Raw genomic sequence first — 25,593 nt, 5'->3', positions numbered from 1 at the left:
TCGGATGCGGTAAGCGTCGCATCTGACCAGATGCGACGTTAAAACTACAAATTACGGGCGATACACTTTCACATTGTTAAAGCCCTGTTCGCGCAGATAGAGCGCCTGCAGGCGGCTCATCACTCCGCGCTCACACCACAACAGCCAGGTTTTGTTCTGGTCGAGATCGCCAAATTTGGTGCTCAGTTTATAGAACGGCAGAGAAACCACATCAATCCCTTCGACTTTCAGTGGCTTATCTTCCTGTTCATCGATAGAACGGATATCGAGGATCACGTCGTTCGGACCGAAGCCATTGACGGTTTCCACTTCAACCACTTCCTGCTCGGTCTGCTGGGCGATTTCGCGGATATCAACGTTATTCGCTTCCTCAACCACTTTCTCGAGAATGCTGAAGTCGAACTTCTCTTCTTCCGCTTCAATCTTCGATTTAACCGCTTTCACCGTCGGGCTCTTGGAGATCACACCGCAATATTCCGGCATCGTGCGGGCAAAGTCTTCGGTGCCAATCTGGCGAGCCAGGTTGATGATGTGCTCTTTGTCGTAAGAGATCAGCGGACGCAGGATCAGCGTATCAGAGACGTTATCAATCAGGCGCAGGTTGGTCAGCGTCTGGCTGGACACCTGGCCCAGTGCTTCGCCGGTGACCAGCGCCTGTACGCCGTAACGTTCAGCCACTTTAGACGCGGCACGCACCATCATACGTTTGAGGATAACCCCCATCTGACCGTCGTCGATTTTCTCAAGAATTTCCCCGACTACCGGCTCGAAGTTAATGGCGACAAAACGCACGCGGTGAGAGCTACCGAAGCGGTTCCACAGATAATGTGCCACCTGACGAACGCCGATTTCATGCGCCGCGCCGCCGAGGTTAAAGAAGCAGTAATGCACGCGGCAGCCGCGACGCATCAACATATAGCTGGAAACGCCGGAGTCAAAACCACCGGAGATCAGCGACAGCACATCTTCCTGGGTGCCGATCGGGAAACCACCAATACCTTCGTAGCGCCCTTTGATCAGCAGCAGACGATCGTCTTCAACTTCCAGATGGACTGTCACATCCGGGTTAGTCAACTTCACGCGCGCGGATTCAATATGCTGATTTAAACCGCCGCCGACGTAACGTTCCACATCAATCGAGCTAAAATCATGTTTGCCACGGCGCTTCACGCGTACGCAGAAGGTTTTTCCTTCCAGCTGATCGCGATACTGAACCAACGCTTTCTCAAAAATATCGTGCATGTCAGTAAACGGCACGTCTTCGACTTCGAGAATATGGTGGATACCCGGAATACGGGTCAGGGCGTCGCGAATGGCCAGACGCTGGTTTTCATCTTTTGCGCGAACTTCGATGTTATCCCAGTGACGGACGACAGCGAGCGTCTCATCATAGTGCTTTAAAACGTTACGAATATTCCCGGTAAGGATTTTTATAAAGCGCAAGCGCACAGATTGGCTCTTGATGGTGATTTCCGGGAACAATTTAATGATAAACTTCATGGCGGCAATGGTTCGTTGGCAAGTCTTAAGCGACTTGTATAGGGAAAAATACAGCAGCCCACACCTGCGGCTGCATCCAGGCGCGGAAGTATACCACTAACATCGCTTTGCTGCGCACATCACCTTACCATTGCGCGTTATTTGCTATTTGCCCTGAGTCCGTTACCATGGCGGGGCGTAAAATATTGAGAGTCAGACATTCATTATGCCGAAGAAAAATGAGGCGCCCGCCAGCTTTGAAAAGGCGCTAAGCGAGCTGGAACAGATTGTGACCCGTCTGGAAAGTGGCGACCTGCCGCTGGAAGAGGCACTGAACGAGTTCGAACGTGGCGTGCAGCTGGCACGTCAAGGGCAGGCCAAATTACAACAAGCCGAACAGCGCGTACAAATCCTGCTGTCTGACAACGAAGACGCCTCTCTTACACCTTTTACACCGGACAATGAGTAATGGACTTTCCGCAGCAACTCGAAGCCTGTGTTAAGCAGGCCAACCAGGCGCTGAGCCGTTTTATCGCCCCACTGCCCTTTCAGAACACTCCCGTGGTAGAAACCATGCAGTATGGCGCATTATTAGGTGGTAAGCGCCTGCGACCTTTCCTGGTTTATGCTACTGGTCAAATGCTCGGCGTTAGCATGAGCACGTTAGACGCACCCGCTGCCGCCGTAGAGTGTATCCACGCTTACTCATTAATTCATGATGATTTACCGGCAATGGATGATGACGATCTGCGTCGTGGGTTGCCGACCTGCCATGTGAAATTTGGTGAAGCGAACGCGATTCTCGCTGGCGATGCTTTACAAACGCTGGCGTTCTCGATTTTAAGCGATGCCGATATGCCGGAAGTGTCAGATCGCGACAGAATTGCGATGATTTCTGAACTGGCGAACGCTAGCGGTATTGCCGGTATGTGCGGCGGTCAGGCATTAGATTTAGACGCGGAGGGCAAACACGTACCTCTGGACGCACTCGAGCGTATTCATCGCCATAAAACCGGCGCATTGATTCGCGCCGCCGTTCGCCTTGGTGCATTAAGCGCCGGAGATAAAGGACGAAATGCACTGCCAGTACTCGACAAGTATGCAGAAAGCATCGGCCTTGCCTTCCAGGTTCAGGATGACATCCTGGATGTGGTGGGAGATACTGCAACGTTGGGAAAACGCCAGGGTGCCGACCAGCAACTTGGTAAAAGCACCTACCCTGCACTTCTGGGTCTTGAGCAAGCCCGGAAGAAAGCCCGGGATCTGATCGACGATGCCCGCCAGTCGCTGAAACAACTGGCTGAACAGTCACTCGATACCTCGGCACTGGAAGCGCTAGCGGACTACATCATCCAGCGTAATAAATAAACAATAAGTATTAATAGGCCCCTGATGAGTTTTGATATTGCCAAATACCCGACCCTGGCACTGGTCGACTCCACCCAGGAGTTACGACTGTTGCCAAAAGAGAGTTTACCGAAACTCTGCGACGAACTGCGCCGCTATTTACTCGACAGCGTGAGCCGTTCCAGCGGGCACTTCGCCTCCGGGCTGGGCACGGTCGAACTGACCGTGGCGCTGCACTACGTCTATAACACCCCGTTTGACCAATTGATTTGGGATGTGGGACATCAGGCTTATCCGCATAAAATTTTGACCGGACGCCGCGACAAAATCGGCACCATCCGTCAGAAAGGTGGTCTGCACCCGTTCCCGTGGCGCGGTGAAAGCGAATATGACGTATTAAGCGTCGGGCATTCATCAACCTCCATCAGTGCCGGAATTGGTATTGCGGTTGCTGCCGAGAAAGAAGGCAAAAATCGCCGCACCGTCTGTGTAATTGGCGACGGCGCGATTACCGCTGGCATGGCGTTTGAAGCGATGAACCATGCGGGTGATATCCGTCCTGATATGCTGGTAGTCCTCAACGACAATGAAATGTCGATTTCCGAAAATGTCGGCGCGCTCAACAACCATCTGGCGCAGCTGCTTTCCGGTAAGCTTTACTCTTCTCTGCGCGAAGGCGGGAAAAAAGTTTTCTCTGGCGTGCCGCCAATTAAAGAGCTGCTCAAACGTACCGAAGAACATATTAAAGGCATGGTGGTGCCTGGCACGTTGTTTGAAGAGCTGGGCTTTAACTACATCGGCCCGGTTGACGGTCACGATGTGCTGGGGCTTATCACTACGCTAAAGAACATGCGCGACCTGAAAGGCCCGCAGTTCCTGCATATCATGACCAAAAAAGGTCGTGGTTATGAACCGGCAGAAAAAGACCCAATCACCTTCCACGCCGTACCTAAATTTGATCCCTCCAGCGGTTGCCTGCCCAAAAGCAGTGGCGGTTTGCCAAGCTATTCAAAAATCTTTGGCGACTGGTTGTGCGAAACGGCAGCGAAAGACAACAAGCTGATGGCGATTACACCGGCGATGCGCGAAGGTTCTGGCATGGTCGAGTTTTCACGTAAATTCCCGGATCGCTACTTCGACGTGGCAATTGCCGAGCAACACGCAGTGACCTTTGCTGCGGGTCTGGCGATTGGGGGGTACAAACCAATCGTGGCGATCTACTCCACCTTCCTGCAACGCGCCTATGATCAGGTACTGCATGACGTGGCGATTCAAAAGCTACCGGTTCTGTTCGCCATCGACCGCGCGGGCATTGTTGGTGCTGACGGTCAAACCCATCAGGGCGCTTTTGATCTCTCTTACCTGCGCTGCATACCGGAAATGGTCATTATGACCCCGAGCGATGAAAACGAATGTCGCCAAATGCTCCATACCGGCTATCACTATAACGAGGGGCCGTCAGCGGTGCGCTACCCGCGCGGCAATGCCGTCGGCGTGGAACTGACGCCGCTGGAAAAACTGCCGATTGGCAAAGGCATCGTGAAGCGTCGTGGTGAAAAGCTAGCGATCCTCAACTTTGGTACGCTAATGCCAGAAGCGGCGAAAGTCGCCGAATCGCTGAACGCTACGCTGGTTGATATGCGTTTTGTTAAGCCGCTTGATGAAGCGTTAATTCTGGAAATGGCCGCCAGCCATGAGGCGCTGGTCACCGTTGAAGAAAACGCCATTATGGGCGGCGCGGGCAGTGGCGTGAACGAAGTGCTGATGGCTCATCGTAAACCCGTGCCAGTACTGAACATTGGCCTGCCGGATTTCTTTATTCCGCAAGGAACTCAGGAAGAAATGCGCGCCGAACTCGGCCTCGATGCCGCCGGTATGGAAGCCAAAATCAAGGCCTGGCTGGCATAATCCCTACTCCACTCCTGCTATGCTTAAGAAATTATTCATGGCAGGAGTGGCAACATGCAATACAACCCCTTAGGAAAAACAGATCTTCGCGTTTCCCGACTTTGCCTCGGCTGTATGACCTTTGGCGAGCCAGATCGCGGTAACCACGCATGGACACTGCCGGAAGAGAGCAGCCGTCCAATCATCAAACGGGCGCTGGAAGGCGGCATAAATTTCTTTGATACCGCCAACAGTTATTCTGACGGCAGCAGCGAAGAGATCGTCGGTCGCGCATTGCGGGACTTCGCCCGCCGTGAAGATGTGGTCGTTGCCACCAAAGTATTCCATCGCGTTGGTGATTTACCAGAAGGATTATCCCGCGCACAAATTTTGCGCTCTATTGACGACAGCCTGCGTCGTCTCGGTATGGATTATGTCGATATCCTGCAAATTCATCGCTGGGATTACAACACGCCGATCGAAGAGACGCTTGAAGCCCTGAATGACGTGGTAAAAGCCGGGAAAGCGCGTTATATCGGCGCGTCATCCATGCACGCCTCCCAGTTTGCTCAGGCGCTGGATCTACAAAAACAGCACGGCTGGGCGCAGTTTGTCAGTATGCAGGATCACTACAATCTGATTTATCGTGAAGAAGAGCGCGAGATGCTGCCTCTGTGTTATCAGGAGGGCGTGGCGGTGATTCCATGGAGCCCGCTGGCGCGGGGCCGTCTGACTCGTCCGTGGGGAGAGACCACTGCACGACTGGTTTCCGATGAAGTAGGAAAAAATCTCTACAACGAAAGCGACGAAAATGACGCGCGGATTGCAGAACGATTAACGGGCGTGAGTGAAGAATTGGGTGCTACGCGGGCACAAGTGGCTCTGGCGTGGTTATTGAGCAAACCGGGCATTGCCGCACCGATTATCGGAACGTCGCGGGAAGAACAGCTAGATGAGTTACTGAATGCGGTGGATATCACCCTGAAGCCGGAACAAATTGCCGAACTGGAAACACCGTATAAACCGCATCCGGTGGTGGGATTTAAATAGAAATCCAGGCCTGATAAGACGCAACAAGCGTCGTATCAGGCATCAGTGCGCAACCGCCGGATGCGGCGTGAACGCCTTATTCGGCCTACGACAGAATACCCAGCGGCCAGTGATGGCCGATAAAATAGAGTATTCCAGCGGAAATCACCCCGGCGACGATATCATCGATCATGATCCCCATTCCGCCATGCACATTGCGATCAAACCAACGGATCGGCCACGGTTTCCACATATCCAGAATACGGAAAATCACAAACCCGGCGGCAACCCACCGCCAGTCATTGGTCGGCAGCGCCATCAGGGTGATCCACATGCCGATAAATTCGTCCCAGACGATACTGCCGTGATCGTGCACGCCCATATCCTTCGCAGTCTGATGGCAAAGATAGACGCCGATACAGATCCCCAGCATCACCACCAGCGAATAAAGCTGCCAGGGCAAAAAGGTCATCAGATACCAGAATGGAATCGCCGCCAGCGAGCCCATCGTACCAGGAACAATCGGACTTAACCCACTCCCGAACCCCGTAGCCAATAAGTGCCATGGGTTACTCATTTTCAGGCGACTTTTCGCGACATCTTTATGGCGTGGCAAAATGGTCATATCCTTTCCAGTCTAACGTGACAGGTTCGCCGTCACGAACAAAACAAAGCCCTTCGATATCGGCGGTCATTTGCCCGATACAGGTAAACGGTACGCCAAGATGTCCCAAAGCCACATCCAGCGCGCCTCGGTTAAGTTCCGGTACAGTGAAACACAACTCGTAATCTTCACCGCCAGACAGCGCCCAACGCAGCGCCTGTTCCGGTTCGACGTGACGTGAAAGTGCGTCAGAGAATGGCAACAATGTCAGGTCAATGCGTGCGCCGCAGTCGCTGGCTTTCACGATATGCCCGAGGTCGGAGATCAGACCGTCAGAGAGATCGATGGCTGAACTCGCCAGATCGCACAATGCCTGCCCCTGCAAAATTCGCGGCGATGGGCGGAGATGACGTTTGATTAAATACTCCGCATCTTTAGCATCGGCAACCTGCAAACGGTTTTGCAAAATCGCCAGCCCGGCGGCGCTATCGCCCGGCGTACCGGTCACATAAATCCAGTCACCCGGTTTCGCACCTGAGCGCGTTAAGGCTCGTCCCATCGGGACAAAGCCGTGGATACCCAACGTCATCGATAGCGGTCCACGCGTGGTATCGCCACCAATGAGTTGCATATCGTAATAATTAAGCAGCTCGAAAAGACTGTCGCTGAAAGATTCAAGCCACGCTTCGTCTACGTTCGGTAAAGTCAATGCCAGCGTCAGCCAGGCCGGATCGGCACCCATCGCCGCCAGATCGCTTAAGTTTACCGCCAGTGCTTTATATGCCAGATCCGCAGGATCGATATCAGGGAGGAAGTGATTGCCCGCCACCAGCGTATCGGTGCTGATCGCCAGGGTCTGTTTCTCGGGGATATTGAGAAGTGCACAATCGTCACCGATGCCAAGTTCGACATCAAGACGAGAGCTTCTTACACGGTCAAAATAACGGGCAATCAGGGAGAACTCGCCACATGCCATACGTTATGCCTCAGCAGGTAAAAAAGAAAAGGCCGGAGAGTACGGAAATGCTTTCCGTTACTCTGCCGGCCTGGATATCACTTTTTGTTAGGGCGAATCACAGGTGCTGCTTTATCGAGTACGCCGTTGACGAACTTATGGCTGTCTTCTGCGCCGAACGATTTTGCCAGTTCGATCGCTTCGTTAATGGCCACTTTATACGGCACATCGCTACGTTTAGACAGCTCGTACAGCGCAATGCGCAGTACTGCTTTTTCTACCTGACCCAGCTCTTCCAGCAGGCGGGACAGATATGGCTTCATCAGTCCGTCGAGGTATGCGGTGTTAGTCGCCACCCCGGCCAGCAGCTCACGGAAGTACAGGACGTCAACGTCTTTTACATCCTGTTCAGCCAGGAACTGGTATTCAACATCAGCGATGTCGTTCTGGGACAACTGCCAGGAGTAGAGCGCCTGGACGGCACACTCACGAGCGCGGCGACGAGCAGCAGGTTTCACGGATTTCCCCTTACTAATTTCAGGCCTTGATGGCTTTCAATACATTAATCATTTCAAGCGCGGTCAGTGCAGCTTCTGCACCTTTGTTACCAGCTTTGGTGCCAGCACGTTCGATCGCTTGTTCAATGCTTTCGGTGGTCAGCACACCAAAAGCAACCGGAATTTCGCTGTCCTGGGCAACATGTGCCAGGCCGTTGCTTGCACCACCAGCGACGTATTCAAAGTGGGCAGTGCCACCACGAATAACCGTACCCAGCGCGATCACCGCGTCGTATTTACCGGTTTTAGCCAGTGCGCCTGCCGCCAGCGGCAGCTCATAAGCACCTGGCACCCAAACAACGGTAATATTTTCATCTTTTACCTGACCAATACGTTTCAGTGCGTCAATCGCACCTTCCAGCAGGCTGTCATTGATAAAGTTGTTGAAACGCGCAATGGTGATGGCGACGCGAGCGTCCGGGGTAGCAACGTTAGCTTCAATAATGTTCATTTTTTTCCTTCGGGTTCGAGTTATGGCCCCGCAGGGGGGCGGATTTTAGCATAATATTTCGTGCGCTGCTTCCCTTTCGAGCCGGGAGATCATGCACCCACTAAATGCAGGCAAACATCCGGGCCTACATGACGTATCTCTTTGAATTTAAATTGGGGGGCGTCAGCTAACTCCTCAAGCCCCGGCAGCGTACATAATCCACGGGCGTCGCTACCTAAAAGTTTAGGTGCGATATAGACAATCAGCTCATCGACTAAACCGGCCTGTAGCAGTGCGCCAGCGAGCGTTGATCCCGCCTCTACCCACACACTATTAATTTGTTGCTTGCCCAGTTGCATCATCAGCACAACCAAATCCAGATGCCCGTTATGTTCCGGGATCAGCAAGGTGCGCACTGTTTCCGGCCACTCGCGGGCGTCATCCTGCGTTCGGGCAAACCAGGTCTCGCCCGGCTGTTGCACAATGCGGTGTTCTGGCGTCACGCGATTATCACTGTCAATGACGACGCGCACCGGCTGACGCAGATTTTCTTGCGAATAGAGCGCCTGAGTTTGTTCATCCAGTTCAGACCAACGCACCGTTAAGGCCGGATCGTCCGCCAGCACCGTGGCGCTGCTGGTTAAAATGGCATGACTTTGCGCACGCAGACGTTGAACATCACGCCGCGCCTGGGGGGAAGTGATCCACTGACTCTCACCGCTCGCCATCGCCGTACGACCATCAAGCGATGCGCCAAGTTTTAACTGGATATAAGGAAAGCCGGTGCGCATTCGTTTAAGAAAGCCTTTATTCAATTGCTCGGCTTCACTCATCATCAAACCGTGGCTGACGTCAATGCCAGCCTGTTGCAGGCGGTAAAGTCCACGTCCGGCGACCTGCGGATTCGGATCCTGCATCGCAGCGACCACGCGCGCTACGCCAGCGGCGGTGAGTGCGTCACAGCACGGCGGCGTTCGACCATGATGACTGCAAGGTTCGAGAGTGACATAAGCAGTCGCGCCTTTGGCTTTTTCACCCGCCATACGCAACGCATGTACTTCAGCGTGTGGTTCACCCGCACGGTGATGGTAACCTTCGCCGACAATTTCGCCATCTTTCACAATGACACACCCAACATTTGGGTTTGGGTGAGTAGTGAAACGTCCTCGTTGCGCCAGCTTTAGCGCCCGCGCCATGTAATACTCGTCCTGCACGGTTTAATCCTCCAGGCGCGCGATCTCTTCGCCAAATTCTTTGATATCTTCGAAACTGCGATAGACAGAGGCAAAACGGATATAGGCGACTTTATCGAGTTTTTTCAATTGTTCCATCACCAGATTGCCAATCATCTTGCTCGGCACTTCACGCTCACCGGTGGCGCGGAGCTGTGACTTTATATGGTTGATCGCCATTTCGACGTCGTCGGAACTTACCGGACGTTTTTCCAGCGCCCGCAGCATTCCGCTGCGCAATTTCTCTTCATTAAACGGTTCACGCACGTCGTTGCTTTTTACAACGCGCGGCATAACCAGTTCCGCCACTTCAAAGGTGGTGAAACGTTCATGACACACCAGACACTGCCGACGGCGGCGTACGGATGAACCCTCGCCCACGAGACGAGAGTCAATAACTTTAGTGTCCACGGCGAAACAGAATGGGCAATGCATACGGCGTCCTGACCAGGTGGTTAACAGAAACCTATTTTACCCTGAACTGACGATACAACAAAGGCGCAACGCTTTTGAGACAAAGGATCGATGTTTTCGCTGTTTTTACGCTCTACTATTAAGCTAATTGCGACAAGAAAGGGACGACCTATGAACACTAAAGTTATTCGACTACTCCTGCTGGGAAGCCTGTTCAGCTTAAGTGCCTGTGTACAGCAAAGTGAAGTGCGCCAGATGAAGCACAGCGTCAGCACGCTGAATAAAGAGATGACGCAGCTCAATAAAGAAACCATCAAAATCACTCAGCAAAACAGGCTGAATGAAAAATCCAGCAGTGGGGTTTACCTTCTGCCGGGCTCGAAAACAGCCGCACGTCTGGAAAGTCAGATCGGCACCTTACGAATGTCGCTTATGAATATTGCGCCAAATGCAGATGGCACTACGCTGACCTTACGGATTCAGGGCGAATCCAATGACCCTTTACCCGCATTCAGCGGAACCGTTGAATATGGGCAAATTCAGGGAACAATAGATAACTTTCAGGAAATCAATGTGCAGAATCAATTGATTAACGCACCGGCAAGTCTCCTCACCCCCAGCGATGTTGACATCCCGCTACAGTTAAATGGCATCACACCTGAACAATTAGGCTTTGTACGCATTCACGACATTCAGCCTGTTATGCAATAAACGTTTGGCGGGGCGTTTTGTGCGTCTCGCAACATCTTCCCCCATTATTTTGTTACTCCACTTACATCACCCGGATTGATAGTAAAAGTTTGCAACAAGGGTGAAAGTCAGTACAATCCCCGCCCGAATATGTGTAAACGTGAACGCAATCGATTACGTAAATGATAGAACTGTGAAACGCAACATATTTTTGTGAGCAATGATTTTTATAATAGGCTCCTCTGTATACGTAATATTTAGAAACGCAATTTGCGCCTTTTTCACTCCCGCAAGGGATTTTTAAACAGTGGCATACATATGAAAAAAACATTACTGGCAGCCGGTGCGGTACTGGCGCTCTCTTCGTCTTTTACTGTCAACGCAGCTGAAAACGACAAACCGCAGTATCTCTCCGACTGGTGGCACCAGAGCGTTAACGTTGTCGGAAGTTATCACACCCGTTTCGGACCGCAGATCCGCAACGATACCTACCTCGAGTACGAAGCATTCGCTAAAAAAGACTGGTTCGACTTCTATGGTTATGCGGATGCGCCGGTATTCTTCGGCGGTAACTCCGATGCAAAAGGTATCTGGAACCACGGTTCTCCGCTGTTTATGGAAATCGAACCGCGTTTCTCCATCGACAAGCTGACCAATACTGACCTTAGCTTCGGTCCGTTCAAAGAGTGGTACTTCGCGAACAACTACATTTACGACATGGGTCGTAATAAAGATGGTCGCCAGAGCACCTGGTACATGGGTCTGGGTACGGACATCGACACTGGCCTGCCGATGAGCCTGTCCATGAACGTGTATGCGAAATACCAGTGGCAGAACTACGGCGCAGCGAACGAAAACGAGTGGGATGGTTACCGTTTCAAAATTAAATACTTTGTGCCGATTACCGATCTGTGGGGCGGTCAGCTGAGCTACATCGGCTTCACCAACTTCGACTGGGGTTCCGATCTGGGTGATGACAGCGGTAACGCAATCAACGGTATTAAGACGCGTACCAATAACTCTATCGCTTCCAGCCATATTCTGGCTCTGAACTACGATCACTGGCACTACTCTGTCGTTGCTCGTTACTGGCACGACGGTGGTCAGTGGAACGACGATGCAGAGCTGAACTTTGGTAACGGCAACTTCAACGTTCGCTCTACCGGCTGGGGTGGTTACCTGGTGGTAGGTTACAACTTCTAATAGTTGAAATGCCGGATGCAACATCCGGCATTTTTTATCACTTTTTCTTATTCATCATCGCTTTTAAATCAGCGAACGGATTATATTTCGCTTCACCGACATCTTTCTGCGCATCTTCCCCTGCGATAACGGTCGTACCATACTGATCCGCTTCGGTATATTTCGAATGCTCATGATCGTGGCAATACAGACACAACAATTCCCAGTTACTACCATCTTCCGGGTTATTGGTATGGTCGTGATCAATGTGGTGAACGGTAAGTTCACGCAGGTTGGAATAGACAAATTCGCGGGAACAACGACCGCACACCCACGGATAGAGTTTTAATGCTTTTTCGCGATAACCGCTTTCTAACCGCGCATAGTTTTTTGGGATGATAGCCATGAAAAGTTACCTGGATAAAATGTAGGGTTACGCGCAGTTTCCCAAGATGGGGAGATTTTCGCAATCCTGAGTAAAGAAATTCTAACATTACCAGTGACGGCGAGGTTCCATCTGCTGATGAAGAATACGCGCAATGAGAATGTCATCTACTCTTATAACGTAATAAACAGTGTGAAACCTAAATGCGATCTTCTTTACCTCTGGAACCGCATCATAGTCTTGCCCTATCTCAGGCATTTGAGAGAGTGTATCCAGAAAAATGCCAAGAGAGTCGGTATAGCGATCCGCCTGCTCCTCACCAAACTTTCCCAGCGTGTAGTCATAGATCCCTCTGAAATCTTCAACAGCTTTTCCGCTAAGCTTATACACGATGTTTTTGCTTCCTTTCTGCTGCGATATCACGAAGCGTCATCGAACTTTCACCGCTCTCAAGACCTTCAATAACAGCATTTCTGACAGCCTCATCCCTGGATTCTTGTTGTTCCAATAGACGAAGCGCCGAACGCATCACTTCACTGGCCGAACCATAACGACCAGACTGGACCATCCGGGTGATGAAACTATCCAGTTGTTCGCCAACGCTTACTGAGGTAATTTTGCGCATAAGCGATCTCCATGTATTAACTATTAATACAAAGTATATGTCAGAACTATTTCTACAACCAAAGCTGTATTCAGTTCAATATGCAATAACCGAAAAAAAACCGCAGCGCAAAAACGCCACGGTTTTTAACTGAACTACTTTAAAACACACTTACGGCAGAATTGACGGTTGATCCGCCCCTTCTTTTTCCACTTTCTGCTGCAGCATGTGCTCACGCTTCATGCCCAGTTTCAGAGCCAGCGCCGATGCAACATAGATGGAAGATGCCGTACCGATGGAAACACCGATAAGCATAGTCAGCGAGAAGCCTTCCAGCACCGGGCCACCAAAGAGATACAGCATCAGGATAACCATCAAGGTAGTACCGGATGTGATCAAGGTACGGTGCAGCGTCTGAGTCAAGGACACGTTAAAGATTTCGTAAGGTGTACCGCGACGGATCTTGCGGAAGTTTTCACGAATACGGTCCGATACCACGATACTGTCGTTAAGCGAGTAACCGATAACCGACATCAGCGATGCCACAATGGTCAGGTCAATCTCGATATGGAATAACGACAAAATACCCAGCGTAATGATAACGTCGTGCGCCAGCGCGATAACGACCCCTGCCGCCAGTCGCCACTCAAAGCGGAAACCTACGTACACAAGGATAGACAGCAGCGCCGCCATCAACGCCATTGCACCGGTTTGCGCAAGGTCTGCACCCACGCTCGGACCGACAAACTCAATACGCTTCACCGCCGCGTTCTGATTGGTGGATTCGTTAATCACCTTCAGAACCTGGCTGCCCAGCACCTGACCGCCCGTTTCGCCTTCAGCAGGCGGCATACGAACCATGATGTCATGGCTGCTACCGAAGTTTTGCAGCATCGGCTCTTCAAAACCGGCTTTTTGCAATGCATCACGCATTACGTCGATTTCAGCCGGCTTTTCGAGCGTAATTTCAATAACCGTACCACCGGTGAAATCCAGCCCCCAGTTAAAGCCTCGCACGCCCATAATGACGATAGCGGCGATTAACAGCAGACCAGAGATGCCAAAAGCCCAGTAGTCCCAGCGCATAAAGTCATAGACTTTACGGCCGTGGTTTAGTTGTTCAACAGTATATTCCTGTGCCACATCGCACTCCTCAGATTGACAGCTTCTTGACGCGCTTGCCGCCATATAGCAGGTTTACGATGGCACGCGTACCAACAATCGCGGTAAACATCGACGTTGCCACACCGATACCGGTAGTAATCGCGAACCCTTTAATTGCCCCGGTTCCCACTGCGTACAGGATGATGACTTTGATCAAAGTGGTGATGTTCGCATCGAAGATGGAACTGAATGCACCGCGATAACCTTCATCAATTGCCTGCTGAACAGTACGCCCGTTGCTCAACTCTTCTTTAATACGTTCGTTGATCAGTACGTTCGCATCGACCGCCACCGCAAGGGTTAAGACGATACCCGCGATACCAGGCATACTCAGCGTTGCACCTGGCAACAGTGACATAATACCGACGATCAAGATCAGGTTGGCAACCAGAGCACTGGTCGCAATCAGACCAAACTTCTTATAGAAGAGGATCATGAACAGAATAGAAACCAGCAGACCGGCGAGACACGCCTCCAGCCCCTGTTCAATGTTCTGCATACCCAGAGTCGGACCAATGGTACGTTCTTCAACAATCTGAATTGGCGCGATCAATGCACCAGCACGCAGCAGCAGTGACAGCTGGCGGGCTTCGTTCGGGTTGTTGATACCAGTGATACGGAAGCTGTTACCCAGACGAGACTGGATATTAGCGATGTTAATCACCTCTTCCTGCTTAACCAGTACAGCACGACCGTTAGCATCTTTCTTACCGCTGTCTTTGTACTCCACAAACAAGGTCGCCATCGGTTTACCGATGTTGTCCTTAGTGAAGTTAGACATGATGTTGCCACCTGCGCTGTCGAGCGAGATGTTAACCTGCGGTTGGTTGTATTCGTCCTGGCTGGAAGTGGAGTCGGTGATATGGTCACCGGTCAGGATCACGCGTTTGTACAGCACAACCGGCTGACCTTCGCGGGTCTGTTTCACTTCAGAGTCACCCGGTACGCGGCCAGACGCAGCAGCGGCCTGGTCAACGTTGGTGTTTACCAGACGGAATTCCAGCGTTGCCGTCGCGCCCAGAATCTCTTTCGCGCGAGCGGTATCCTGGATACCCGGCAGTTCAACAACGATACGGTCGGCGCCCTGGCGCTGTACCACAGGCTCAGCAACACCAAGCTGGTTTACACGGTTACGCAGAATATTGATGTTCTGCTGCACCGCATATTCACGCGCTTCGCTCAGACGTGCATCGCTCATTACCGCACGCAGCTGGTTGCTGCCCTGACTGCTAATCACCAGATCAGGATGACGCTTGCTCAGATACGCAATGGCTTCATCACGCGCATTAGAGTCACGGAAGGTGATGCTCAGGCCGTAGTTGTTTTCTTTACGAACGGTGGTATACGGGATGCCTTTTTCGCGCAGGTCGCTGCGCAGGCTATCGATATTTTGTTCCTGGAGCTTGCCAAGCGCGGTGTCCATATCCACTTCCATCAGGAAGTGAACGCCGCCACGCAGGTCAAGACCGAGCTTCATCGGCTCAGCGTGAATAGCTGCCAGCCAGCGTGGCGTTGCCGGAGCAAGGTTAAGCGCCACGACGTACTTATCACCCAGAATATCCAGCAACGCTTCACGGGCGCGCAGTTGGGTGTCAGTGGAGTCGAAGCGCGCAAGAATAGCGCCCTCTTCCAGTGCCACAGACTTAGCAGTTATTTTTTCTTCTTGTAACGTTTTCTGGACCTGGATCAGCGTTTGCTCACTGGCGGCGACTCCGCGCGCACCAGTGATCTGAACAGCCGGATCCTCACCAAACAGGTTGGGAAGCGCATACAGCAGACCGATGACAATCACCACGATCAGCATGACGTACTTCCACAAAGGATAACGGTTTAACACGGCAATTCCCTTAGGGAAAAATTTTAATTACAGCGCCTTCATGGTGCCTTTCGGCAGGACGGCAGCTACGAAGTCACGTTTAATAACTACTTCAGTGGTGTCATTCAGCGCGATAGCAATGTAGCCGTTTTCCGCTACTTTGGTTACGCGACCAACCAGGCCACCGTTCGTCAGAACTTCATCACCTTTGGCAATGGAGTCCATCAGCTTTTTGTGTTCTTTGGTGCGCTTCTGCTGTGGACGCAGGATCATGAAATAGAAAATCAGACCGAATACCACCAGCATCAAAATCAAAGACATCGGGCTACCTTGCGCCGGTGCACCCGTTGCCGCTACCGCATCAGAAATAAAAAAGCTCATTAAATTTCCCTCATTATTAATATTAATCAACGTTCAAAGGTGGTACTTCTCGCCCCTGACGCTGGTAAAAATCAGCTACGAAGCTCTCTAATTTACCCTCTTCAATAGCCTTGCGTAAACCCGCCATCAAACGCTGGTAGTAACGAAGGTTATGAATGGTGTTGAGTCGCGCGCCTAATATTTCGTTGCAACGGTCGAGATGATGCAAGTAGGCACGTGAATAATTGCGACAGGTGTAGCAATCACACTCAGGATCGAGCGGCCCTGTGTCGCTCTTATACTTCGCATTGCGGATTTTCACCACGCCATCGGTCACGAACAGATGACCGTTACGCGCATTACGTGTTGGCATTACGCAGTCAAACATATCGATACCGCGACGCACGCCTTCAACCAGATCTTCCGGTTTACCCACGCCCATCAGGTAACGCGGTTTGTCTGCCGGTATTTGCGGGCACACATGCTCCAGAATGCGGTGCATATCTGCTTTCGGCTCACCCACAGCCAGACCGCCGACAGCGTAGCCATCAAAACCGATATCTACCAGACCTTTAACAGAGATATCACGTAAATCTTCGTAAACGCTACCCTGAATGATACCAAACAGCGCATTTTTGTTACCGAGGCTATCAAAACGCTCACGGCTACGCTTCGCCCAACGCAGAGACATCTCCATCGAACGTTTAGCGTAATCCCAGTCAGCAGGATATGGCGTACACTCATCAAAAATCATGACGATATCTGAACCAAGATCGTACTGAATCTCCATCGATTTTTCGGGATCGAGGAAAATCGGATCGCCGTTGATCGGGTTACGGAAGTGTACGCCCTGTTCGGTGATTTTACGGATATCGCCAAGGCTGAAGACCTGGAAACCACCGGAATCGGTGAGGATTGGGCCTTTCCATTGCATGAAATCGTGCAGATCGCCATGCAGCTTCATGATTTCCTGACCTGGGCGCAACCACAGGTGGAAAGTGTTACCAAGGATAATCTGTGCGCCGGTCGCTTCAACTTCTTCCGGCGTCATCCCTTTTACGGTGCCGTAGGTGCCAACAGGCATAAAACAAGGCGTTTCCACTACGCCACGCTCGAAGACCAGGCGACCACGGCGTGCGCGACCGTCGGTGGTATCCAGTTCAAATTTCATTTTTTCTCCACTACGTCAGAAAAACAGTCCAACGTTTAAACCAGCGCCGCAGAATTACTCCCCGACGCGCTCATTAATTGCCTGCGGATTGTACGTGATAAACATCGCATCACCGTAACTAAAAAAGCGATATTTCTCTTCTACCGCCGCTTTATAGGCGTTCATCGTGTGTTGGTAACCGGCAAATGCCGAAACCAGCATAATCAGCGTCGACTCTGGCAGGTGGAAGTTAGTCACCAGCGCATCGACCACTTTGTACTGGAAGCCCGGATAGATAAAGATTTGGGTATCGTCGAAGAACGGTTCGATGAGATCGTTTTTCGCCGCCTGTGCTGCGCTTTCCAGCGAACGTACTGAGGTGGTGCCAACCGCAATCACCCGGTTACCGCGCGCTTTCGCCGCTAGTACCGCATCAACCACCTCCTGCGGCACTTCAGCGTATTCCGAGTGCATGATGTGATCTTCAATGGTGTCGACGCGCACCGGCTGGAAGGTGCCCGCACCAACGTGCAAGGTCACAAATGCCATCTCCACGCCTTTGGCGCGCAATTTTTCAAGCAACGGTTCGTCAAAATGCAGTCCAGCGGTCGGCGCTGCTACCGCGCCAGGTTTTTCGCTATAAACCGTTTGATAAAGTTCGCGGTCGGCATCTTCGTCTGGGCGGTCGATGTACGGAGGCAACGGCATATGACCGATGCTGTTGAGAATATCCAGCACCGAGCGGTCATCATTAAATTCGACTTCAAACAATGCGCCGTGGCGGGCAGTCATTGTTGCTTTAATGCTTTCGTCATCGCCCAGCAGCAGTTCAGTGCCTGGTTTTGGTGCTTTCGAAGCGCGAATATGCGCAAGAATGCGTTTGTCATCGAGCATCCGCTCAACCAGCACTTCAATCTTGCCGCCGCTGGCTTTACGCCCAAACAGGCGTGCCGGGATCACGCGGGTATTGTTAAAAACCAGAAGATCGCCGGGGTTGAGCTTATCGAGTAAATCAGTGAAAGTACCGTGCGTCAGCGCGCCCGTTGGCCCGTCCAGCGACAGTAAACGACAGCTACTGCGTTCAGGCATGGGATAGTGGGCAATCAGGGATTCGGGCAATTCAAAGGAGAAATCGGTAACGCGCATGACACTGACTCAGACTAAAATAAGAGGCGGGTAGTCTAGTGCCGGGGCGCTCTCCCTGCAACCTTTACCCCCATTTGGATAGAATATAATCGATGAATTTTTTAGCTCACCTGCATTTAGCCCATCTCGCTGAAAGCTCGCTTTCTGGCAACTTACTGGCAGATTTCGTTCGCGGAAACCCCGATGAAATTTATCCACCCGACGTCGTGGCTGGTATTCATATGCATCGGCGAATCGATGTATTAACCGACAATCTGCCGGAAGTCCGCGAAGCGCGGGAGTGGTTTCGTAGTGAAACCCGCCGGGTTGCGCCTATCACGCTGGATGTCATGTGGGATCATTTTCTTTCCCGCCACTGGTCGCAGCTCTCACCCAATTTTCCGCTAGAGGAATTTGTCTGTTATGCCCGCGAACAAGTGATGACGATTTTACCGGACTCCCCACCACGCTTTATCAATCTGAACAACTACTTATGGTCAGAGCAGTGGCTGGTGCGTTATCGCGATATGGATTTCATCCAGAGCGTGTTAAACGGTATGGCAAGCCGTCGTCCACGCCTGGATGCCCTGCGTGACTCCTGGTACGATTTAGACGCCCATTACGATGCCCTTGAAACCCGCTTCTGGCAGTTTTATCCCCGGATGATGGCGCAGGCGTCGAACAAGACGTTATAAGGCGTTAATTCATCCACACCGTCGCCGATATCGCAGGCAATGTCAAAATGCCATCCGCCAGTTGCCCGTGACCTTCTTTACGTTGCCATTGCGCGACATTAAGCAACGGCGATGCGGGCAGCACTACTTCACAGGCGTCGCCACGGTTGATCGCCACCAGCACACGCTGCTGATTTAGCACGCGCACAAACACCACCACGTTATCTTCCGCGTACAGCACCTGACAGCCACCGCGACGCAGTGCCTGGCTCTTCTTACGCAGCGCAATCATTCGCTGATACAGCGAAAGTAGCTCCGCATCTTGTTTTTCCGACTGCCACGGGAATGGCTTACGGCAAAATGGATCGTTATTACCATCCAGCCCCACTTCATCACCGTAATAAATACAGGGCACGCCAGGCCAGGTGAGCAGCCAGACCACCGCCAGCGGCAGGCGCGCAACATCCCGACCGAGCAAGGTTTTAAATCGCGCAGTATCGTGGCTATCGAGCTGATTAAACATACGCAATTGTTGTTGATGAGAAAGACCGGCGCGGTAATTATCCATCCAGGCCATACAGGTTCGTGCGTCAATCTGCTGCGGATCGTAAGAGATGTCGGTATTGGCGAGAAATCCCCACAACGGGAAAGTAAAGCCGCGATAGTTCATGGCCGCATCTTCCACATCAGCCTGCAACCATTGCCGCGCATCGCCAAAATGCTCGCCAACAATATAGGCTTCCGGCAGGGTTTCTTTCGCCGCTTCGGTGATCCCGGCGACATGCTGCAAATTATTGCGCGCCCCACCCGCTTCCCCCAGCATATGCACCACATCCAGCCGCCAACCGTCCATATTCCACGGTGCTTTCAGCCAGTGGCGGACAATGCTGTCTTCGCCGCGATAAATTTCATTAACCAAACTTTCCGACTGATAATCCAGCTTTGGCAGGCTGGCATAGCCCAGCCAGTCGAGCGCCGTGCCATCATCACTAAACGAGTACCAGTCACGCCAGGGCGATTCGGGGTTGTGACAAGCGCCACCCGCTCCTCGATTATGCCTGTCAAACCAGGCATGGGAATCGCCACTGTGGTTAAACACGCCGTCCAGTACCAGCCGCATTCCCTGTTGCTGTGTATTGTGGCGTAAGCGCAGCAATGCTCCGTCGCCGCCAAACTGCGGGTCAACGTGGCGATAATCTTCGGTATCGTATTTATGCACGCTGGGAGCTTTGAACACCGGATTGAGATACAGCGCCGTCACGCCGAGTTTTTTCAGATACGGCAGTTTTTCGCTGATACCGTCCAGATCTCCGCCATAAAACGTTGAGCCCCCAGCCTGTGCTGTGACCGGTTCATCCCAGTCGCGCAGGATAATCTCTCGCCCGGCAGCATGATGGTAATAGACATGATCCTGCCCGGCTTCGCGTGGCAAACTACGGGCAAAACGATCCGGGAAGATCTGATAAAAAATCTGGTCTGCGGCCCATTGTGGCCCAATATCTGGCACATCAACAGCAAACTGTTCCAGCCGCGCTGGCGGTATTTGGCTAAAACCTTGCGGCGAAAACCATCGCTGGCGATCGTGCCACAGCAATTTGAAACTATATCGCCGCCGAGGTTGTCCGGTGGAGAGATCGACAGCCGCCCGCCATGCCGTTACGCCAGGCTGTGGCTGACTGCGCAGTTTGTGCATCGGTACTGACGTTTCTTCGTTATCGTTTTCCGTGCGCAGCATAATGCGCTGCGGCGGTTCTTCACCCGTCAACCACAGTGTAATAAGCAGTTGATCTTTGCTTTGCTTAACAAATGGGGGCACCGGCAGGTGCCATGCATTCAACATCATAATTCCCCTGTGATGAAAATCTGATCACATTGCCATAGCCTACAGCAGGATCACTCATCGTCTGAAGGATATTTGGGGGAGGAGGTCGGGGGCGGATAACTTTCGGAATAACCGGTTCAGGATGTACCCTGAACCGGCTTACAAACGAGGAAATTAGTGGTTTTCAGCCAACTGGCGGTCATGGCGGCGTTTAAACATCCAGCCAATCAACAGCAGAACAATCCACGCGAAACCAACGTACAGAGAGATTCGTGTTTCAGGGTGATAACCGATCAGCCCGATGATAAAGACCAGGAAAATCAGCCCCGTGATAGTCGTTGCCACCCCGCCAGGTACTTTGAATTTCAGCGCCTTAACTTCTTCCGGCGGTAGACGGCGACGGAAGGCAATCTGCGACAGCAAAATCATAATCCACACCCACACCGTAGCAAAGGTTGCCAGCGAGGCGATCACCAGGAAGACGTTTTCCGGCATGATGTAGTTCAGATACACCGCGAACAGTAGCGCAGTGGTCATCACCAGCACAGTTACCCACGGAATACCGCGACGCGAGGTTTTGCTGAAGATTTTCGGTGCGCTGCCCTGCTCTGCCATGCCGTGCAACATACGACCTACGCCAAATACGTCACTATTGATTGCCGACAGTGAGGCAGTCAACACAACGAAGTTAAGAATACTGGCGGCAAAGGTAATCCCCATATGCTGGAATGTCAGCACAAACGGGCTACCGGCAGTACCGACCTGATTCCACGGGTAGATAGACATAATGACGAACAGCGTACCGACATAGAACACCAGAATACGCATCGGTACTGAGTTAATCGCGCGCGGAATGGATTTCTCTGGCTCTTTCGCTTCACCGGCGGTAATCCCGATAATTTCGATCCCACCGTAGGCAAACATCACCATTTGCAACGACATCACCATGCCAAGCCAGCCGTTACTGAAGAAACCACCGTTGCTCCACAGGTTATGGATACCCGTCGGTTGCCCGCCGTTGCCAATCCCCCAGATGATGATGCCGAAACCGGCGACAATCATGATGATAATGGTGGCAACTTTAAAGAACGAGAACCAGAACTCCAGCTCGCCGAACACTTTCACGCTCATCAGGTTGATGGCGCAAATAATCAGCACCACGCTCAACACCCAAATCCAGTGCGGCACCGTCGGGAACCAGACGCCCATATAGATACCGAAAGCGGTCACATCGGCAATGGCGACAATAAGGATTTCAAAGCAGTAGGTCCAGCCGGTGATATAACCTGCCAGCGGACCGAGGTTTTCCTGCGCATAACGCGAGAAAGAGCTGGCAGCCGGGTTATGTACCGACATTTCCCCCAGCGCACGCATAATGATATATGCCGCGACCCCACCAATAATATAGGCCAACAACACGCTCGGACCGGCCATTTTGATGGCGTCTGCCGAACCGTAAAACAGCCCGGTGCCGATTGCTGACCCCAGTGCCATAAAGCGTATGTGTCGGGTACTTAGCCCACGCTTTAGCTTGTTCTTACTTTCCATCAATTCCTAACCCATCAACACAATAAAAAAACCACGGGGCATCGCAGCCCCGTGGTTAAAACAAATTTTCAGTGATTTAGTGGGCGCTGGAGGTCACCTGACGACCTGCCGCGCGATCCCAGATAATGGCCAGAACCACCATCACCACTGTTGGCATTAACCACGCCAGACCTTGTTCGGCCAGCGGTAAACGCTGCGCCCAGGACGGTAAGATATCGCTGAATGCAGATGCTTTGATCCCGTCGAGAATACCAAAAAGCAGGCTGATAAACATCGGCGGAGCAATCACGCGGGACGAATTATGCCACCATGAGCGTGTAAAACTTAATACAACCAGTGCGATACACGGCGGATAAATGGCAGTCAGCACCGGTACAGAGATCTGAATCAATTGGCTCAAACCGAGGTTAGACACCACCATCGAGAAGCCGCCGAGGATAAATACCAGCGTACGGTAAGAGAGTGGTACGTACTGGGCAAAGAACTCTGCGCAGGCGCAGGTCAGGCCAACCGCCGTTACCAGGCAAGCGATGAAGATTAACGCCGCCAGCAGGAAGCTACCGCCGCCGCCAAAGGTGTGTTGAACATAAGCGTGCAGAATAGCCGCACCGTTTGCTGACTGATCAACCAGCGACGCACTATCTGAACCCAGACGAAACAGCGCCAGGTAAAGCAGAGTCAGACCAACACCCGCCATCAGGCCAGCCCAGACGGTATAACGGGTCAGCAGACGCGCTTCGGTAACGCCACGAGAACGCGCCGCGTTAACAATAACGATACCAAACACCATTGCGCCCAGCGTATCCATTGTCAGATAGCCGTTGACGAAGCCGTTAGAAAATGCAGCGTTTTGATAAGCCTCAGTCGCCGTGCTGATAGAACCCGCCGGCCAGATAATTGCGGCAACAGACAGGATGACCAGCGCGATAATTTTCAGCGGCGCAAGGAAGTTGCCCACGGTATCCAGCAGCTTGCCCGGATAGAGCGAAACCAGAATAACGATAGCGAAATAGACCAGGCTGTAGATAAACAGCGGCAGCGCGGAATCCCCCGTCAGCGGCGCAATCCCCACTTCAAAGGAGACGGTGGCTGTACGCGGCGTGGCGAACAGCGGCCCCACAGCCAGGTAGCAAACCGTTGCCAGCAGTACGCCTGCGACTTTACCGATTGGCGTGCTGAGACTGTCAACACCGCCGCCAACTTTCGCCAGCGCCACTACCGTTAATACCGGCAGACCAACGGCAGTAATAAGGAAGCCGAATGCCGCAGTCCAGACGTGTTCGCCTGCCTGCAAGCCGACCATAGGAGGGAAAATAATGTTACCTGCGCCGACGAACAACGCAAATGTCATAAAGCCCAGAGCGATGATATCGCGCGATCTTAATTGATGGGTCATAAATCATACTGCCTGTGGATGTGGTGTTGTAACGTTAAATTTTTGTGCCAATCCCTGGGGATGATACAGCGGTATATTTAAACAATTTTAGCGAGAAATACTCCCAACCAGGCGCGGCGAAGTATAGTTTTTCGATTTACCGCGTGAATGCAGTCAGTATGACAGCACCTGAAGCGCAATTTAAACGCTTATAACGTTTTAAAGCAAGAAGGGATCTAAAAACCAGAGGTATATAGCGATAAGAAATCACCAACCAGTATAAAACACTATTTCCATGAAAAAGACATGGCTTATCATGCGAACAAAAAATCACCAGCCGTTGTAAAAATTTAGCGTCCATCTTTTGACTGCAAAGAAAAAAAGCCAGCATCGGCTGGCTTATGGCAACAATAAATGACAAAGGCAGATTAATTGCTGTTTTTGGCAATTAAACGTTCCGGCAGAACAAAACTGAAACGCGTACCTTTACCTACCGTACTCTCAATATGCAGGCGGCTTTCGTGATGATTCACCGCATGTTTAACAATTGCTAACCCCAGCCCACTACCGCCTGTTTGTCGGGAACGCGCTTTGTCTACACGATAAAAACGCTCGGTCAGGCGCGGTATATGCTCCGGCGCAATACCCGGCCCGTTATCTTCAACGCTAAATTCAGCACCGTGCGGCACTCGCTGCCAGCGTACAGTGATATGCGTACCTTCCGGCGTATGATTCACGGCGTTATAGACCAGGTTCGAAATCGCACTGCGAAGTTGGTCTTCATTGCCAGACACTTTGAGGTCGTTATCGATTTCAAAGGTAAATGTCTGTTTTTTCTGGCTCAGAGTCTGAGCCTCACGCTCAACAACGCGCAGCATCATCGGCACATCCACCTTTTCATTGAGCAACTGCGTCGGTGCGGCTTCAATTTTCGACAGCGTCAGCAACTGCTTCACCAGCCCTTCCATCCGCTGAGTCTGCTCGCGCATGGTGTGCAACGCTTTTTCGCGTACCGCGCCTTCCAGCGGTTGCTCATCCATCATCTCCAGGTAACCCTGTAACACCGTCAATGGCGTACGTAACTCATGGCTCACGTTGGCAAAAAAGTTACGCCGCGCACCTTCCAGCTGATGCATTTGCGTGACATCACGCGCCACCATCAGCAACTGTTTATGGGTATAAGGCATGACGCGAATTTCCAGATGCCGCCCGGTGTTGAGCACCAGATTGAGCGGGCGAGAAAAATCACGCGTTTTCAGATATTGCGTAAACTCCGGGTAACGCAGCAGGTTAAGGATATTCTGCCCGTTATCTTCCGGCCAGCGCAGGCCTAGAATCTGTTGCGCCAGTCCGTTACACCAGAAAATACCGCCCTCTTCTGTGGTCAGAACCACCGCATCGGGCAGCGACTCCGCACCGCTACGAAAACGTTTAATCAGATTGCCCAGTTCGCGGCGGCGTTTTTTATTTCGCAGCTGCATCTGGTGTAAGCCATATAGCAGCGGTTCCCAGCTACCACGCCCCGGTGGCGGTGTCATACTGCGATCTACCCACAGCCACCATGAAAGGCGCAATAAATTCCAGAAATGCCAGATAAGCAGTCCTGTTACCGATGCCAGCAAAAACCAGGGCAGGTAACCAAAAAATGCACCCAGGATGAAAGCCGGGAGGCAGCAAAGTAGCAGCTCCAGCACCAGCCTTTTCCACGACAGCCGTTCCAGCACGTAAGATACTCCAGTTATGAAATCATAAGCCCTGCTCTGC

The 25,593-nt window shown here is 52.0% G+C and carries 26 protein-coding genes; 7 read left to right on the top strand and 19 right to left on the bottom strand.

Annotated features, from left to right (window positions below; translation table 11 throughout):
• Positions 1–51: 51 nt before the first annotated feature.
• A complete protein-coding gene (gene thiI / locus WC5_RS09900) occupies positions 52–1,500 on the bottom strand; it encodes a tRNA uracil 4-sulfurtransferase ThiI (protein WP_000668671.1) in 1,449 nt (482 codons plus the stop codon).
• 205 nt (positions 1,501–1,705) lie between these two features.
• Here thiI and xseB point away from each other — a divergent pair, with 205 nt between their 5' ends.
• Genes xseB through yajO form a run of 4 tightly spaced genes read left to right on the top strand, consistent with a single transcriptional unit; the run spans position 1,706 to position 5,763 of the window.
• The gene (gene xseB / locus WC5_RS09905) at positions 1,706–1,948 is read left to right on the top strand and encodes an exodeoxyribonuclease VII small subunit (protein WP_001124935.1); all 243 of its coding nucleotides are present in this window, start codon (positions 1,706–1,708) and stop codon (positions 1,946–1,948) included.
• Positions 1,948–2,847, top strand: coding sequence for a (2E,6E)-farnesyl diphosphate synthase (ispA, locus tag WC5_RS09910; RefSeq protein ID WP_000347246.1), 900 nt, complete (start codon positions 1,948–1,950; stop codon positions 2,845–2,847). The genes xseB and ispA overlap by 1 nt, the downstream gene beginning before the upstream one ends.
• A 24-nt stretch (positions 2,848–2,871) precedes the next feature.
• Positions 2,872–4,734 carry a 1-deoxy-D-xylulose-5-phosphate synthase gene (dxs, locus tag WC5_RS09915; protein WP_000006803.1) on the top strand — a complete coding sequence of 621 codons (1,863 nt, stop codon included), beginning with the start codon at positions 2,872–2,874 and terminating at the stop codon, positions 4,732–4,734.
• A 54-nt stretch (positions 4,735–4,788) separates the two neighbouring features.
• Positions 4,789–5,763, top strand: coding sequence for a 1-deoxyxylulose-5-phosphate synthase YajO (gene yajO, locus WC5_RS09920; protein WP_001199792.1), 975 nt, complete (start codon positions 4,789–4,791; stop codon positions 5,761–5,763).
• Positions 5,764–5,848: 85 nt separating this feature from the next.
• Here yajO and pgpA read toward each other — a convergent pair whose 3' ends face one another.
• The 6 genes from pgpA to nrdR form a co-directional block, all read right to left on the bottom strand.
• A complete protein-coding gene (gene pgpA, locus WC5_RS09925; protein WP_000154039.1) occupies positions 5,849–6,367 on the bottom strand; it encodes a phosphatidylglycerophosphatase A in 519 nt (172 codons plus the stop codon).
• Positions 6,345–7,322, bottom strand: a complete 978-nt coding sequence (gene thiL, locus WC5_RS09930; RefSeq protein WP_000752125.1) for a thiamine-phosphate kinase — start codon at positions 7,320–7,322, stop codon at positions 6,345–6,347. Before thiL ends, pgpA begins: the two co-directional genes overlap by 23 nt.
• A gap of 77 nt (positions 7,323–7,399) precedes the next feature.
• On the bottom strand, positions 7,400–7,819 hold the full coding sequence (gene nusB, locus WC5_RS09935; protein WP_000801125.1) for a transcription antitermination factor NusB: 420 nt from the start codon (positions 7,817–7,819) through the stop codon (positions 7,400–7,402).
• Between the two features lie 19 nt (positions 7,820–7,838).
• Positions 7,839–8,309, bottom strand: coding sequence for a 6,7-dimethyl-8-ribityllumazine synthase (ribH, locus tag WC5_RS09940; RefSeq protein WP_001021161.1), 471 nt, complete (start codon positions 8,307–8,309; stop codon positions 7,839–7,841).
• A gap of 89 nt (positions 8,310–8,398) precedes the next feature.
• Positions 8,399–9,502, bottom strand: coding sequence for a bifunctional diaminohydroxyphosphoribosylaminopyrimidine deaminase/5-amino-6-(5-phosphoribosylamino)uracil reductase RibD (ribD, locus tag WC5_RS09945; RefSeq protein ID WP_001150423.1), 1,104 nt, complete (start codon positions 9,500–9,502; stop codon positions 8,399–8,401).
• A 3-nt stretch (positions 9,503–9,505) separates the two neighbouring features.
• Positions 9,506–9,955, bottom strand: coding sequence for a transcriptional regulator NrdR (gene nrdR / locus WC5_RS09950; protein ID WP_016231604.1), 450 nt, complete (start codon positions 9,953–9,955; stop codon positions 9,506–9,508).
• Between the two features lie 150 nt (positions 9,956–10,105).
• On the opposite strand from nrdR, the gene WC5_RS09955 reads away from it, so the two are divergent.
• Entirely contained in the window at positions 10,106–10,645 is a 540-nt protein-coding gene (locus WC5_RS09955) for a SadB/YajI family lipoprotein (RefSeq protein WP_001093514.1), read from the top strand.
• A 297-nt stretch (positions 10,646–10,942) separates the two neighbouring features.
• Positions 10,943–11,827, top strand: coding sequence for a nucleoside-specific channel-forming protein Tsx (gene tsx, locus WC5_RS09960; RefSeq protein WP_001295328.1), 885 nt, complete (start codon positions 10,943–10,945; stop codon positions 11,825–11,827).
• 37 nt (positions 11,828–11,864) lie between these two features.
• Here the strand turns inward: tsx and yajD are convergent, their stop codons facing one another.
• The 8 genes from yajD to queA form a co-directional block, all read right to left on the bottom strand.
• Complete coding sequence (gene yajD / locus WC5_RS09965; protein WP_000974823.1) at positions 11,865–12,212, bottom strand: HNH nuclease YajD; 348 nt, start codon at positions 12,210–12,212, stop codon at positions 11,865–11,867.
• An 87-nt stretch (positions 12,213–12,299) separates the two neighbouring features.
• On the bottom strand, positions 12,300–12,581 hold the full coding sequence (locus tag WC5_RS09970; RefSeq protein WP_000277486.1) for a type II toxin-antitoxin system RelE/ParE family toxin: 282 nt from the start codon (positions 12,579–12,581) through the stop codon (positions 12,300–12,302).
• Positions 12,574–12,816, bottom strand: a complete 243-nt coding sequence (locus tag WC5_RS09975) for a type II toxin-antitoxin system ParD family antitoxin (protein ID WP_001226938.1) — start codon at positions 12,814–12,816, stop codon at positions 12,574–12,576. The genes WC5_RS09970 and WC5_RS09975 overlap by 8 nt, the downstream gene beginning before the upstream one ends.
• A 150-nt stretch (positions 12,817–12,966) precedes the next feature.
• On the bottom strand, positions 12,967–13,938 hold the full coding sequence (secF, locus tag WC5_RS09980) for a protein translocase subunit SecF (RefSeq protein WP_000046637.1): 972 nt from the start codon (positions 13,936–13,938) through the stop codon (positions 12,967–12,969).
• 10 nt (positions 13,939–13,948) lie between these two features.
• Entirely contained in the window at positions 13,949–15,796 is a 1,848-nt protein-coding gene (gene secD / locus WC5_RS09985; protein WP_000934816.1) for a protein translocase subunit SecD, read from the bottom strand.
• Positions 15,797–15,823: 27 nt separating this feature from the next.
• Positions 15,824–16,156, bottom strand: a complete 333-nt coding sequence (gene yajC, locus WC5_RS09990; RefSeq protein ID WP_000007629.1) for a preprotein translocase subunit YajC — start codon at positions 16,154–16,156, stop codon at positions 15,824–15,826.
• A 22-nt stretch (positions 16,157–16,178) separates the two neighbouring features.
• Positions 16,179–17,306: a tRNA guanosine(34) transglycosylase Tgt gene (gene tgt / locus WC5_RS09995; protein ID WP_016231602.1), complete on the bottom strand. Its 1,128-nt coding sequence runs from the start codon at positions 17,304–17,306 to the stop codon at positions 16,179–16,181.
• A 54-nt stretch (positions 17,307–17,360) separates the two neighbouring features.
• Positions 17,361–18,431 (bottom strand): tRNA preQ1(34) S-adenosylmethionine ribosyltransferase-isomerase QueA, encoded by a 1,071-nt coding sequence (gene queA / locus WC5_RS10000; RefSeq protein WP_001266509.1) that lies wholly within the window; start codon positions 18,429–18,431, stop codon positions 17,361–17,363.
• A gap of 92 nt (positions 18,432–18,523) precedes the next feature.
• Here queA and acpH point away from each other — a divergent pair, with 92 nt between their 5' ends.
• A complete protein-coding gene (acpH, locus tag WC5_RS10005) occupies positions 18,524–19,105 on the top strand; it encodes an ACP phosphodiesterase (protein WP_001009862.1) in 582 nt (193 codons plus the stop codon).
• Between the two features lie 4 nt (positions 19,106–19,109).
• Here the strand turns inward: acpH and malZ are convergent, their stop codons facing one another.
• The 4 genes from malZ to phoR form a co-directional block, all read right to left on the bottom strand.
• Entirely contained in the window at positions 19,110–20,927 is a 1,818-nt protein-coding gene (malZ, locus tag WC5_RS10010) for a maltodextrin glucosidase (RefSeq protein WP_000979373.1), read from the bottom strand.
• A 153-nt stretch (positions 20,928–21,080) separates the two neighbouring features.
• Positions 21,081–22,454, bottom strand: a complete 1,374-nt coding sequence (proY, locus tag WC5_RS10015; RefSeq protein WP_010349444.1) for a proline-specific permease ProY — start codon at positions 22,452–22,454, stop codon at positions 21,081–21,083.
• A 76-nt stretch (positions 22,455–22,530) separates the two neighbouring features.
• Positions 22,531–23,850 carry a branched-chain amino acid transporter carrier protein BrnQ gene (brnQ, locus tag WC5_RS10020; protein ID WP_000149635.1) on the bottom strand — a complete coding sequence of 440 codons (1,320 nt, stop codon included), beginning with the start codon at positions 23,848–23,850 and terminating at the stop codon, positions 22,531–22,533.
• A gap of 407 nt (positions 23,851–24,257) precedes the next feature.
• Complete coding sequence (phoR, locus tag WC5_RS10025) at positions 24,258–25,553, bottom strand: phosphate regulon sensor histidine kinase PhoR (protein WP_000893607.1); 1,296 nt, start codon at positions 25,551–25,553, stop codon at positions 24,258–24,260.
• Positions 25,554–25,593 lie beyond the last annotated feature (40 nt).

It is taken from the genome of Escherichia sp. KTE114 (assembly GCF_000407765.1).
Taxonomy (GTDB): domain Bacteria; phylum Pseudomonadota; class Gammaproteobacteria; order Enterobacterales; family Enterobacteriaceae; genus Escherichia; species Escherichia ruysiae.
The sequence above is the reverse complement of the archived record's forward strand: the minus strand, read 5'-3'. Positions and strand labels throughout refer to the sequence as shown.

Bases quoted from the DNA above. Each gene is read 5' to 3' on its own strand.
- malZ (WP_000979373.1), bottom strand. From the start codon at position 20,927: ATGATGTTGAATGCATGGCACCTGCCGGTGCCCCCATTTGTTAAGCAA.
- pgpA (WP_000154039.1), bottom strand. From the start codon at position 6,367: ATGACCATTTTGCCACGCCATAAAGATGTCGCGAAAAGTCGCCTGAAA.
- tgt (WP_016231602.1), bottom strand. From the start codon at position 17,306: ATGAAATTTGAACTGGATACCACCGACGGTCGCGCACGCCGTGGTCGC.
- xseB (WP_001124935.1), top strand. From the start codon at position 1,706: ATGCCGAAGAAAAATGAGGCGCCCGCCAGCTTTGAAAAGGCGCTAAGC.
- brnQ (WP_000149635.1), bottom strand. From the start codon at position 23,850: ATGACCCATCAATTAAGATCGCGCGATATCATCGCTCTGGGCTTTATG.
- WC5_RS09955 (WP_001093514.1), top strand. From the start codon at position 10,106: ATGAACACTAAAGTTATTCGACTACTCCTGCTGGGAAGCCTGTTCAGC.
- yajC (WP_000007629.1), bottom strand. From the start codon at position 16,156: ATGAGCTTTTTTATTTCTGATGCGGTAGCGGCAACGGGTGCACCGGCG.
- nrdR (WP_016231604.1), bottom strand. From the start codon at position 9,955: ATGCATTGCCCATTCTGTTTCGCCGTGGACACTAAAGTTATTGACTCT.
- tsx (WP_001295328.1), top strand. From the start codon at position 10,943: ATGAAAAAAACATTACTGGCAGCCGGTGCGGTACTGGCGCTCTCTTCG.
- ispA (WP_000347246.1), top strand. From the start codon at position 1,948: ATGGACTTTCCGCAGCAACTCGAAGCCTGTGTTAAGCAGGCCAACCAG.
- proY (WP_010349444.1), bottom strand. From the start codon at position 22,454: ATGGAAAGTAAGAACAAGCTAAAGCGTGGGCTAAGTACCCGACACATA.
- dxs (WP_000006803.1), top strand. From the start codon at position 2,872: ATGAGTTTTGATATTGCCAAATACCCGACCCTGGCACTGGTCGACTCC.
- yajD (WP_000974823.1), bottom strand. From the start codon at position 12,212: ATGGCTATCATCCCAAAAAACTATGCGCGGTTAGAAAGCGGTTATCGC.
- ribH (WP_001021161.1), bottom strand. From the start codon at position 8,309: ATGAACATTATTGAAGCTAACGTTGCTACCCCGGACGCTCGCGTCGCC.
- acpH (WP_001009862.1), top strand. From the start codon at position 18,524: ATGAATTTTTTAGCTCACCTGCATTTAGCCCATCTCGCTGAAAGCTCG.
- yajO (WP_001199792.1), top strand. From the start codon at position 4,789: ATGCAATACAACCCCTTAGGAAAAACAGATCTTCGCGTTTCCCGACTT.
- thiL (WP_000752125.1), bottom strand. From the start codon at position 7,322: ATGGCATGTGGCGAGTTCTCCCTGATTGCCCGTTATTTTGACCGTGTA.
- WC5_RS09975 (WP_001226938.1), bottom strand. From the start codon at position 12,816: ATGCGCAAAATTACCTCAGTAAGCGTTGGCGAACAACTGGATAGTTTC.
- thiI (WP_000668671.1), bottom strand. From the start codon at position 1,500: ATGAAGTTTATCATTAAATTGTTCCCGGAAATCACCATCAAGAGCCAA.
- queA (WP_001266509.1), bottom strand. From the start codon at position 18,431: ATGCGCGTTACCGATTTCTCCTTTGAATTGCCCGAATCCCTGATTGCC.